The sequence below is a fragment of the Hymenobacter sp. genome, assembly GCF_036388155.1.
Lineage (GTDB): Bacteria > Bacteroidota > Bacteroidia > Cytophagales > Hymenobacteraceae > Hymenobacter.
In genome coordinates this window covers 1-11,790 of sequence record NZ_DASVSI010000004.1, presented here as the reverse complement: position 1 = coordinate 11,790, position 11,790 = coordinate 1, and the positions used below count along the sequence as shown (strand labels likewise).

Genomic DNA, 11,790 nt, shown 5'->3' with positions numbered 1-11,790 from the left:
ATTGCCTTGCTCAGCGCTAACCTCCAGCAGATTATGAAGAACAGAACATGGCGGCTCCTGCTTTTGACTGTGCTGACGGGCGTGCTGGCGGCCTCGTGCAACATCATCAGGCCCTACCAACGGCCGGCCGCCCCAACCGCCAACCTCTACCGCGACGTCACCACCGCCGACACCACTACCCTGGCCCACCTGCGCTGGCAGCAGCTCTTCACCGACACCACCTTGCAGCGGCTCATCAGCCAGGGCATTGCCCGCAACCTGGACCTGCAGGTGGCCTACACCCGCATTCAGCAAGCCGAGGCCTACTACCTGCAAAGCCGCGCCGCCCTCTTCCCCACGCTCAACGCCAACCTCGGGGGCACGAGGTCGCGGCTGTCGGAGGCGCAGACGTTTGGCTTGCGCAGCAACAACAACACCCAGTACCAGCTGGGGCTGTCGTCGGGCTGGGAGGTGGACGTGTGGGGGCGGCTGCGCAGCAACCGCCGCGCCAGCCTGGCCAGCTTCCTGGAGTCGCAGGCCGGCGCGCGGGCCGTGCAAACCGGCCTGGTGGCCAACATTGCCACCTACTACTACCAGCTCCTGGCCTTAGACCAGCAGCTGGCCATCACGCGGTACACGGTGATGAACTGGGACACCACCGTGCAAACCATGCGCGCCCTGAAAGTGGCCGCCCGCGTCACGGGAGCCGCCGTGGTGCAAAGCGAAGCCCAGCGCTACGCCGCCGAAGTCACCCTGCCGGACCTGCGCCAGGACATCCGGGAAATTGAAAATACCCTGAGCATCCTGCTGGCTCTGCCGCCGGCCGCCATTCGCCGGGGCAATCTGGACAACCAAACCACCGTGGAGGTGCTGCAAACCGGCGTGCCCGCCCAGCTGCTGGCCAACCGGCCCGATGTGCAGCAAGCCGAGTTGAACTACCGGTCCTTCTTCGAGCTCACCAACGTGGCGCGGGCCAGCTTCTACCCGGCGCTCACCATCACGGGCACGCTCGGCCAGTCGTCGCTGGCCCTGGGCGACTTGGTGAGCCCGAGCTACCTGGCCGCCAGCATCGGGGCCGGCCTCGTGCAGCCTATTTTCAACCAGCGCCTCAACCGCACCCGCCTGGCCGTGGCCCGCGCCCAGCAGCAGGAGTCCGCCCTCAACTTCCAAAGCACGCTCCTAAACGCGGGCCGGGAAGTGTCGGATGCCCTTTCGCTGCACCAAACGGCGCTGGAGAAAATCCAGGTGCGCACCTACCAGATTGATGCGCTGGAAAAGTCAGTAAGCTATTCGCAAGAGCTGCTGCACTACGGCTTCGCCAACTACAACGAGGTGATAACGGCCCGCCAAAGCCTGCTGCAAGCCCAATTGGGCGGCACCAACGACCGGCTGCAGCGCCTGCAGTCGGTGGTGAACCTGTACCGCTCGCTGGGCGGCGGCTGGCGGTAGCAGCGCAGCAAGGTTATGAACGCAACGGCTTGGTAAACGCAGCAGGCCCCGGCTGTCGGTGCTAGCCGCCGCCGCAGGGCCCGCTATATTTGGCCTACTGCGTCGGCAGCCGGCCTATGGTGCGGCTGAGCTTGCCAGCGTTCTACCTCTGTTTGCTGCTATGGAAGTTTTAAAGCGCCTCAACGTCAATGTTTCGGGGAGCGGGCCTCAGGCGATTGTTTTTGTGCACGGGTTTGGCTGCAATCAGCACATGTGGCGGTTGGTGGCCCCGGCCTTTGAAGACCGATACCGCGTGGTGTTGCTCGATTTGGTGGGAGCGGGCCACTCCGACCTGACGGCGTATGACCCGGCCCGCTACAGCAACCTGGCCGCCCACGCCGATGACTTGTTGGAAGTAATGGAGGCGCTGGACTTGCGCGACGCCGTGCTGGTGGGCCACTCGGTGGGCGCCATGATTGCGGTGCTGGCCGCCATCCGCGAGCCCGCGCGTTTTTCCCAACTGGTGCTGGTGGCGCCTTCCCCGCGCTACATCAACGACGTGGGCTACACGGGGGGATTCGAACCGGCCGACATCGAGGACTTACTCCAGACCATGGACAACAACTACCTGGGCTGGTCGGCGGCCATCACGCCGGTCATCATGGGCCAGCCCGAGCGTCCCGAGTTGAACGAGGAACTCAATAACAGCTTTTGCAGCACCGACCCCACCATTGCCCGGCATTTTGCCCGGGTCACGTTTCTGTCTGATAACCGGGCCGACTTGCCCCTGCTGCGCGTCCCCGCCCTGGTGTTGCAATGCACCCAAGATACCCTTGCGCCGCGGGCCGTGGGCGAATACGTGCATGCGCATTTGCCCCAAAGTCAGCTGGTCTTGCTCGACACCTCTGGGCACTGCCCGCACCTGAGTGCGCCCCAGGCCACCATTGAGGCCATTAGTCTCTTTCTGGAACCTGTGCGTATAGCACAACTATGAGCGAGGCCGACGACGAACTGCTGCCGGAATTGGACCTGCGGCTAACCGAAGAAAATCCGGAAGACCTCTACGAGCACGCGCCCTGCGGGTACTGCTCCTGCCTGCCCGACGGCACCATCGTCAAACTCAACCAAACGTTACTGAACTGGCTTGGGCGCACCCGCCAGGAGCTTGTGGCCCGGCAGAGCTTTCCCAACTTCCTGACCGTGGGCGGCCGCTTGCATTACGAAATGCACTGCGTGCCCTTGCTGCTCTTGCAGGGCGAAGTGCGGGAAGTGAGCTACTCGTTGTGCCGCCACGACGGCAGCACGCTGCCCGTGCTGCTCAATGCTGCGTTGCGGCGCGACACCAACGGCGAGCCCTTGGTGATTCGCATCACCCTGTTCGACATCACCGACCGGCGCAAGTACGAGCAGGAGCTGCTGCGGGCCAAAGAGCAGGCCGAAACGCAGCGCGAGCAGCTCCGCACCCAAAACGAGGAGCTCATTCGCATCAACGCCGACCTGGACAGCTTCGTGTACACGGCCAGCCACGACCTCAAGCAGCCGGTGCACAACCTGAGCGGGCTTTTCGACGAGCTCAAGCGCCACACCACTTTCCACGACCCGGCCGCCGCTTCCATGGTGCAAATGGTGGACGAGGCCCTGCAGCAAATCCTGAGCACCATCGAAGGCCTCACGGAAGTGGTGCAGCGCCAGCGCCAGCTCGAGCTCGCTCCTGCCGAGCAAGTAGAGCTGCGGCCTTTTACCGAAGAAGTTATCCGCAGCCTGCCGCCGCAGCTGCAAGACCACGCCGCCATTTTTACGCTGGACTTCGAGGCCCAGCCGACGCTGCGAATGACCCGGGCCAGCTTGCAAAGCATCTTATTTAACCTGCTCAGCAACGCGCTCAAATACGCCGAGCCCGGCCGCCGGCCCCGCGTCGCCATCAGCACGGAGCGGGTAGACGGAACTCCTGTGCTGCGCGTGCAAGACAATGGCCGCGGCCTCGACCTCGCGCGTCACGAGCGGGACTTGTTCCAGTTGTTTCGCCGCTTTCACCCCGAGGTGCCCGGCTCCGGCGTGGGCCTCTACTTGGTCCACCGCATCGTGCACGAAGCCGGCGGGCGCATAGCAGTCGAAAGCGTGGTGGGCGAAGGCACCACGTTTCGGTTGTTCTTCCCGGGGTAATTCTTTGCCTCGCTCGGGTCCTTGCTATTGCCGCCGCGCCCTAAGCCGTAGTCTGACTCATAAGACCTTAGCCCTCTTCGAGAATGCATTCCTGCAGAGCGCCCACAAATTGGTCGATTTCCTGCGCGGTGTTGAAATAGCCCAGTGAGATGCGCAGGACGCCCTCCAGGTTCAGTGCCTTCATCAGCGGTTGCGCGCTCAGCTCGCCCGCCCGCAGGGCAATGCCGGTGTGCTTGTTGAACCAGCCCTCGGCTTTCTTGGCCTTGATGCCGGCCAGGGTAAACGACACCAGGGGCTCTTTCTCCGGCGCGGTTCCCACGATGCGCACCCGCTCCAGGGGCTCAAGTTGGTCGATGGCGTAATGCAGCAGGCCTTCTTCGTACTGCGAAATCTTCTCGCGGCCGATGGTGTCGAGGTAATCGACGACGGACCCGAAGGCGATGATGTCGGCGAAGGCCTGCGTGCCGCCCTCAAGTTTTTGGGGCGCAGATTTGTACGCGGACTCGGCGCTGGCAAGCAGCCGGGCGATGCTCACCGTGTCCACCATGCCTTCGCCCAGCTGGTAGGGCGGTAGCTTTTCCAACCACTGCTGGCGGCCGTAGAGCACGCCCACGCCGGCGGGGCCGCCCATCTTGTGAGCCGAAAACGTGTAAAAATCACAGCCGATTTCGCGCACGTCCACGGGCATGTGCGGGGCGGCCTGGGCGCCGTCCACCAGCACCGCAATATTCCCATGCCGGTGCGCCATCTCCGAAATCAGCCGGACCGGGTTGATGGTGCCCAGCACGTGCGAAGAATGCTCCACGGCTATCAAGCGGGTGCGGTCCGTGATGGCATCCTGCAGCTGGTTCAGGTCGATTTCGTCGCTCGGGGTGATGGGTAGCACCTTGAGCAAGGCCTTGGTTTGGCGGCAGGCCATTTCCTAGGGCAGGTAGTTGGAGTGGTGCGCCATCATGGTGACAATCACCTCGTCGCCCTCCTCGAGCAAGGCTCGCTCAAAACCAGTGGCCACCAGATTAATGCCTTCGGTGCAGCCGCGCACAAACACAATTTCATGGTTGGTGGCATGGAGCATGTCGGCCACTTTCTGGCGGGTAGCCTCCAGCTGCCCGGTGATGGCCACGCTCATGGGGTGGTTTTCGTTGGGCTTGGCGTACTGCCCGAGGTAGAGCTCGCTGAGCCGCTCAACCAGCACGCGGGGCTTGTGGCAAGTAGCCGCCGTGTCAAGATAAATGAGCGGCTGCCCGTTGACTTGCTGTTGCAGGGCTGGAAAATCAGCCCGAATGCGGGCCACGTCGTAGCCGGCCGGCATGGGCTGCCGACCGGCGCGCGTAAGTTGCGGAGATGAAGCAATTGACATTATTCAGCTACTTAATAAGGTATCGGCCACTTGTGAGTTGCGAGCAGCCAAAACCAGCCCGGCACCGGGCTGGCAGCCTGCACCAGCACTACCAGCCAGGGCGGCCAAAATCCAACCGGGGCGTAACACCGTAGCCCAGCGCAGCCAAGGGCGGCAGGTAATTCTGGTCCTGCTCACCGGCCAGCGGGTCGTTAAATGAGCGGTTGGTGTAGGTGCGCACAAGCCGTTTGGCTGGCTTTAGATGCGGTGACAACTTCCTATTTCTGGGCTTTTGATTGGCGTTCATGACATGGATATGGTAAGGGTAATAATCACGCTTCGCCGCTGCGCGCGGCACCTAGCTGCTGTGCCTTTATCAAACGAAAGCAGCCGCGATTAGACCACTAAAAACATCCTTCACAGCCCAAAATCGGTATATTTCGGCCGTTTACTCTGTAATTCTACTGATTGCCAAACAGCCGGTTTTTAGCACAACCCGGTACTTTTCCGGACGCCCCTCAAGCCGGCCATCCTGCCCCGCAGTCCGCTTTCCCCAAGGAACAAGCGTTGCCGCATCCCACCGGTTTCTCGTTCCAACCCGGCGCGCAATCCAGGCGCCCCCCCACCGGCACCGCCTTGCACACTTGGCCTGCTCAGGATTTTTGCCTGAGGAAGCCGGCTACCGCCCCACCGCGTCGGCGTAAGTGGGAATTTCGGCCAGCCGCTCGTTGGTATGGGCTTCAAAATTCACCCGCCAGCAGTAGTGCACCAAGCCGTTGGTAAGCAGTAGCAGCGGCGCGCCAATGGTCTGGTTGTAGGTAGTGGCTTGCCGGGCCACGGCCGCGTCGATGGGCACCGAGGGCGCCTTGCATTCCACCAGCAGTAGTGGCCGGCCTTCCGGGTTGAGGGCCAGCAGGTCGGTGCGCTTGTGGCGCTGGTTGTAGCGCAGGCCGCGCTCCAGGGCCAGCAGGCCGCGGGGGTAGCCGAGGTGATTTATTAAATAATGTACTACGTGCTGGCGTACCCACTCTTCGGGCGTGAGCACGACGTGCTTGCGGCGCAGCCCGTCCCAGATGAGTGGCTGATTCGTGGCCGATTGCGTAAGTTTGACGTCGAAAGGCGGCAGGTCCAGGGCTTGCATCACCTCCAAAGGTACCTTTTTCAATGAGCGAATGGGTGAATGGGTGAAGGAGCGAATGATGATTTATCATTTCGCACAAGAACTCATTTACCCATTCGCTCATTTACCCATTCACTCATTGCCAAAATGAAGACCAAAGAGGAAATTGTTAACAACTGGCTGCCGCGCTACACCGGGGTGCCGCTGAACGAGTTCGGGCAGTACATCCTGCTCACCAACTTCAGCAATTACGTGTACATGTTTGCCGAGCAATTCGGCGTGGAGGTGCGCGGCACCGACAAGCCCATGCAAACGGCCACGGCCAACGGCATCACTATCATCAACTTCGGCATGGGCTCGCCGATGGCCGCCACGGTCATGGACCTGCTCTCGGCCATCAAGCCCAAAGCGGCGCTGTTTCTGGGCAAGTGCGGCGGCCTGAAAAAGACCAAGCTCGGCGACCTGGTGCTGCCCATCGCGGCCATTCGCGGCGACGGAACTTCCGACGACTACTTGCCCAAGGAAATCCCCGCGCTTCCCTCCTTCCGCCTACAGCGCGCCGTGTCATCCATGATTAAGAAGCACGAGCTGGACTACTACACCGGCACCGTGTACACCACCAACCGCCGCGTGTGGGAGCACGACCAGGAGTTCAAGGACTACCTGCGCCGGGTGCGCGCCCTGGCGGTGGACATGGAAACGGCCACCATTTTCGTGTGCGGCTTCATGAACGACATCCCCCACGGTGCCCTGCTGCTGGTGAGCGACAACCCAATGACGCCCGAAGGCGTGAAAACGTCGGAATCGGACTCGAAAGTGACCACCAACTTCGTAAAGCAGCACCTGCAAATTGGCATCGAGTCGCTACAAGAGCTGCAGTTCTCGGGCGAGTCGGTGAAGCACATGCGCTTCGAGTAGCCCATTTGTTAAGGCTACGATTTGAACGTCATGCCGAGCGCAGCCGAGGCATCTCGCGTGCAGCAGTACTCAATTGCATCGAACGATTGAATTACTTTTGCACGCGAGATGCCTCGGCTGCGCTCGGCATGACTTTTTTAATCTTTTCCCCCACCTAACCTCCTCAATCTTTCTCGCATGGCCTACTCATCTTCCACGCTACTTCCCAAACTTGCCGCGCCGCTGCTAGGCCTGACGTTACTCAGCAGCTGCGGAGCCAAGCGCGAATCCGTGGACCTGCTCGTCACCAACGCCACGGTTTACACCGTCGATTCTACGTTTTCCAAGGCCGAGGCCTTTGCGGTGAAAGACGGGAAGTTTGTGGCCGTGGGCTCGGCCAGCGACCTTAAATCCAAGTACCAGGCGGCGCAGGAAGTGAATGCGGGCGGCCAGTTTATTTACCCCGGGTTTTACGACGCGCACTGCCATTTTTACCGCTACTCGCTAGGCTTGAGCTACGCCAATCTGGTGGGCACGACATCCTGGGAAGACGTGCTCCAGAAGCTGCAACAGCACCGCCAGCAGCACCCGCAGGCGGCGTGGCTGCTGGGCCGCGGCTGGGACCAGAACGATTGGCCCGACAAGCAGTTTCCGACCAAAGACAAGCTGGACCAGCTATTCCCCAATGTGCCGGTGGCGCTCATCCGAGTTGACGGCCACGCGGCCATTGTCAACCAGAAAGCCTTGGATATGGCCGGTGTTACGGCCCGTACGCCTATTAGCGGTGGCACCATCACGCGTGATGCCCAAGGCCGCTTGACTGGCCTGCTCGTTGACAATGCCCAGCGCCTCGTAGGCAAGGACATCGCCGAGCCAGCACCGGCCGAGGCCGCCCAACTGCTGTTGCAGGGCCAGCAAAACTGCCTGGCCGTGGGCCTCACCAGCCTCGCCGATGCCGGCCTCGACAAAGCCGACATCGACCAGATGGCTGCCCTCCAGCAAAAAGGCGACCTCAAGCTGCGCCTGTACGCCATGCTCGCCCCAACGCCCGAAAACCGCGCCTACTACCTCAAAAGCGGCCCCGTTTTCACCGACCAGCTCACCATCAACTCCTTCAAAGTCTATGCCGACGGCGCCTTGGGCTCGCGCGGAGCCTGCCTGGTGCACCCCTACGCCGATAAGCCCGAAGAAACCGGCTTCCTGCTCTCGACTGAAAAGGAGTACCGCGCCCTGGCCAAAGAACTGGCCGCCTCGAAGTTCCAGATGAACACCCACGCCATCGGCGACTCGGCCAACCGCATCATCCTCAACATCTACGGCGAGGCGCTGAGCGGCCAGAAAGACCGGCGCTGGCGCATCGAGCACGCCCAGGTCATCACGCCAGCCGACATGCCCAAGTTCGGGCAGTTCGGCATCGTGCCCTCCGTGCAGCCCACCCACGCCACCTCCGACATGTACTGGGCCGGCGAGCGCCTGGGCGCACAACGCGTAAAAACCGCCTACGCCTACCAGGAGCTGCTGAAACAGTACGGCCAACTGGCGCTGGGCTCCGACTTCCCGGTGGAAGACATCAACCCCTTATATGGCTTCCATTCCGCCGTGGCGCGGCAAGATGCCAAGAACTACCCCGCCGGCGGCTTCCAGATGGAAAACGCCATCTCGCGCCCCGACGCCCTCCGCGGCATGACCACCTGGGCCGCCCACGCCGGCTTCGAGGAGAAGCGCAAGGGCCAAATCAAGCCCGGCATGCTGGCCGATTTCGTGGTGATGGGGACGGACTTAATCACCGCCCCCAACGAGCAGCTGCGCACCGCCAAGGTGCTGCAAACCTGGATTGGTGGCCAGCAGGTTTTTGGCGGGAAGTAAGGCCTGTCATTGCGAGCGCAGCGCGGCAATCCTTCCTCGCTCAGAGCTAAACCTTGGGATGTGAAAAGCCCCGGCTCCAATAATGAGTCAGGGCTTTTTCTATGGCATTTGTCACAACCTTAAGCTCGTCGCTGAAGCCAGGACGGATTGCCGCGCTGCGCTCGCAATGACAGGCGTTGCTTTTCTATTTCTCGTCGGCGCTGGGACCGTAGAGGCCGGGCACCGGGATGTCGAGCAGGCGTAGGTACACCGACAGCTGGCCGCGGTGGTGAATGCTGTGGTTCAGGCCCATGATGCGGATGGCGGCGGCTTTAGGCATCTCGAACACCACGTGCTCGCCGCGGTGCAGCTTGAAGTTGTTGGTCAGGGTCTGGTCGTCGCTGGCTTGGAGCGCCTGCCGCAGGGCGGCGCTGTAGTCGTCGAAGCGGGCCATCAACTCTTCCTTGCTCGTGGGCGTGGGACCGGGCTTGGGCGAGTTGGGGTCGAGGAAGTCGCGGCCATCCGCTTGCACAAACAGCGTATTGAAAGACAGCAGGTTTACCACGTGAGTAGCCAACTGCCACAGGCTCATGCTTTTGGGGTGGGGCTTGTAGTCGGCCTGCTCATGGGGCACGCGCTCGAGCAGACGGCGGGTGCTGGCCAGTTCTTGGTCGAGTTCGGCAAGGATGTTTTGCTGGACGGAGGAGGTGTGCATTATTCAGTTAAAAGTGAAAAGTTGAGGGTTAAAATTTCTGCAGGCCGGCGTACTAGCCCAGCAAAAGGACGCGAAACTACGCCCTTGATTTTAACTCCGCATTTTAACTTTTAACCCCCAGCGGCGTGCTGGCCACTGCCGAAGCAGGCGGCGGACCGGGAAAAACGGCGGGCGCGTCGGGCGCATCTTCCCGCAGCTTGCGGCCCCGCAATTGAAGCAGGAAAATCAGGCCCAGGATGAAAAACACAATCAGCGCTAATATGCTGTAGCGCATGTTGCCGTCCATAATTTGAGAAATACCCCCGAAAACAATCAGGCCGATTACGATGCCCACTTTCTCGGTCACGTCAAAAAAGCTGAAATAAGCGGCCGAATTGGGGGTGTTTTCGGGAATAATCTTGGAATAGGTCGAGCGCGACAGACTTTGCACCGCGCCCATCGTGAGCCCTATAACCGCGGCCAGCACGTAAAAAGACCACCCGGCCTGCACAAAATAGCCCGCGATGCAAATCAGCATCCAAATGAATACCGCCCAGCTCAGGGCCCGCGTATTGCCGATGCGCTCCGACAACTTAGCAAACAGGTAGGCACCCAGAATCCCCACGATTTGCAGCAGCAAGATGGTTTGGATGAGCGCGGAGGTTTCCAATTTCAACTCTTCGGAGCCGAAGAGCGTGGCCACGTACATCACGGTTTGCACGCCCATGTTATAAGTGAAGTAAGCCAACAGGAAACGCTTCAGGTTGGGCTGCTTCTTGGTTTCTTCCCACACTTTGCCCAACTCGCGGAATCCGTTGAGCAGCCAGCCTGATTCGGACGCAGCACCGGCGGGGCGGCCCGGGTCGGCGGGAAGGGTGAAAAAGGGGATTTGAGCGAAACCAGCCCACCAGATGCCAGTAAGCAGAAAGCTGTATCGCGTGGCCTCGCCGGTCGTCAGACCAAACATGGGCGTGCCCGAAAGCGTGGGGCCCTGAATGAGCATCAGGCACAGGACCAGCAGCAGCACCGAGCCAATATAGCCCATTGAAAACCCGCGCGCCGACAAAGAATCGAATTTTTCTTCGGAAGAAATATCTGGTAGATACGAATTGTAAAAGACAATGGACCCCGAAAACCCCACCGTTGCCATGATGAACACAAACACGCTAATGGTGAACGTGCTGGGTTCGAAAAAATACAAGGCCGCGCAGCTAATGGCCCCGATATAGCAGAAAATTTGCAGGAACAGCTTCTTACGACCCGAGAAATCGGCCAGCGCAGTGAGCAGCGGGCTGATGAGGGCGATGATGAGGAAGGCGGCCGACACGGAATAGTTCTGCAACGACGTGCCGGGCACGTGCATCCCAAGGAACTCAACGGGCGTTTTGCCGCTATCGGTGTTCGTGACGGCCTTGACCATAGAGCCCCAATAAATGGGGAAAATGCTGCTCGTAATCACCAGCGGGTACACCGAGTTGGCCCAGTCGTAGAACGTCCAGCCGGTGGTAATGCGCTTGTTGTCTTTTTCGACGGGCGTGGTGGTTGTCGAAGGTTGGGCCATGGGGAGGAGCGCGGGGAAAGCGCGCACGGGCAAGATACGGCCAGGGCCCAAAAATGAATGGCCCCAACTGCTTGGGCAGCCGGGACCAAGGGGATAAATAACGTTGAGGAAACCCAGGCAGGTGCTGCATCTACACGGTGACGGGGCGGAAGCAGGGGCGCAACGATAAGCAGCGCCGCTTTTCAATCGGACCACCCGCCGCGCAGGTACAGCTGAGTGTTTGCGCTGGTGAATACGAATTCGTCTTGCAGCACCTCAACGGGGTGCATCTTTTCCAACGGGCAATAAACCCTGAACTCATTGCCGCCAAAAAGCTGCCTGATTTGGACCATCACCTCGCCCAGCGCGTCGCTGGTCACCCCCAGCAGGGCCTTTTCAGATGAGGTAGGGCTGGCCTCTGGAGCGTGAGCGGGCCGCTCAACGATGCCAAACCGCAGCCATTGCAGCAGCACCGCCTGGAATTCGGCTTCCGTGGTTTGCCGGGCCGCGCGCTCCGGTAAGGTGCCTGGCGCCAGCAGTTCTGCTTCAAACGCCACCGCTCCGTTGCTCAGAAACAGGGTGCTGAAGAGGGCAACCCCTTCCAGAAACCCGTTGAGGTGGTGGACGATTTTTTCGCTGTCGGTTGCCATTTTCCTACACAATGCAGCGCATCGAGCCCTAAAAACTGCTCCAGAAGCGCTGACTAGCGCGGTTTCGCCGTCACTGTACGGGCCGGGCAGTAGCGCGGACTCTGTAGTCCGCGTTCCCGCGTCGGTCGACCGCCT

10 protein-coding genes and 1 pseudogene are annotated in these 11,790 nt (G+C 60.9%); 5 read left to right on the top strand and 6 right to left on the bottom strand.

From position 1 onward, the window contains the following. Nucleotides 1–33: 33 nt before the first annotated feature. The 3 genes from VF629_RS00540 (at nt 34) to VF629_RS00530 (ending at nt 3,570) form a co-directional block, all read left to right on the top strand. Entirely contained in the window at nt 34–1,428 is a 1,395-nt protein-coding gene (locus tag VF629_RS00540) for a TolC family protein (RefSeq protein ID WP_331056487.1), read from the top strand. Between the two features lie 160 nt (nt 1,429–1,588). Continuing rightward, complete coding sequence (locus VF629_RS00535; RefSeq protein ID WP_331056486.1) at nt 1,589–2,401, top strand: alpha/beta hydrolase; 813 nt, start codon at nt 1,589–1,591, stop codon at nt 2,399–2,401. Further along, nucleotides 2,398–3,570 carry a PAS domain-containing sensor histidine kinase gene (locus VF629_RS00530; RefSeq protein ID WP_331056485.1) on the top strand — a complete coding sequence of 391 codons (1,173 nt, stop codon included), beginning with the start codon at nt 2,398–2,400 and terminating at the stop codon, nt 3,568–3,570. Before VF629_RS00535 ends, VF629_RS00530 begins: the two co-directional genes overlap by 4 nt. Before the next feature lie 67 nt (nt 3,571–3,637). Here the strand turns inward: VF629_RS00530 and VF629_RS00525 are convergent. The 3 genes and pseudogenes from VF629_RS00525 to VF629_RS00515 form a co-directional block, all read right to left on the bottom strand. After that, nucleotides 3,638–4,882 (bottom strand): annotated as a pseudogene (locus tag VF629_RS00525) (aminotransferase class V-fold PLP-dependent enzyme). Between the two features lie 136 nt (nt 4,883–5,018). Next, nucleotides 5,019–5,150 carry a hypothetical protein gene (locus tag VF629_RS00520; RefSeq protein ID WP_331056484.1) on the bottom strand — a complete coding sequence of 44 codons (132 nt, stop codon included), beginning with the start codon at nt 5,148–5,150 and terminating at the stop codon, nt 5,019–5,021. Between the two features lie 438 nt (nt 5,151–5,588). Then, nucleotides 5,589–6,074 carry a type I restriction enzyme HsdR N-terminal domain-containing protein gene (locus VF629_RS00515; protein ID WP_331056483.1) on the bottom strand — a complete coding sequence of 162 codons (486 nt, stop codon included), beginning with the start codon at nt 6,072–6,074 and terminating at the stop codon, nt 5,589–5,591. A 102-nt stretch (nt 6,075–6,176) separates the two neighbouring features. Between VF629_RS00515 and VF629_RS00510 the strand changes: the two genes are divergently transcribed. Together VF629_RS00510 and VF629_RS00505 are read left to right on the top strand one after the other, a co-directional pair. Then, nucleotides 6,177–6,947, top strand: coding sequence for an AMP nucleosidase (locus VF629_RS00510; RefSeq protein ID WP_331056482.1), 771 nt, complete (start codon nt 6,177–6,179; stop codon nt 6,945–6,947). A 177-nt stretch (nt 6,948–7,124) separates the two neighbouring features. Further along, nucleotides 7,125–8,792: an amidohydrolase gene (locus VF629_RS00505; protein ID WP_331056481.1), complete on the top strand. Its 1,668-nt coding sequence runs from the start codon at nt 7,125–7,127 to the stop codon at nt 8,790–8,792. 184 nt (nt 8,793–8,976) lie between these two features. On the opposite strand, the gene VF629_RS00500 is transcribed toward VF629_RS00505, so the two are convergent. The 3 genes from VF629_RS00500 to VF629_RS00490 all read right to left on the bottom strand — a co-directional run bounded on the left by VF629_RS00500 (nt 8,977) and on the right by VF629_RS00490 (nt 11,655). Beyond that, nucleotides 8,977–9,486, bottom strand: a complete 510-nt coding sequence (locus VF629_RS00500; protein WP_331056480.1) for a DinB family protein — start codon at nt 9,484–9,486, stop codon at nt 8,977–8,979. A 103-nt stretch (nt 9,487–9,589) separates the two neighbouring features. Next, entirely contained in the window at nt 9,590–11,026 is a 1,437-nt protein-coding gene (locus tag VF629_RS00495) for an MFS transporter (RefSeq protein WP_331056479.1), read from the bottom strand. 182 nt (nt 11,027–11,208) lie between these two features. Further along, nucleotides 11,209–11,655 (bottom strand): hypothetical protein, encoded by a 447-nt coding sequence (locus tag VF629_RS00490; RefSeq protein WP_331056478.1) that lies wholly within the window; start codon nt 11,653–11,655, stop codon nt 11,209–11,211. Nucleotides 11,656–11,790: the final 135 nt, after the last annotated feature.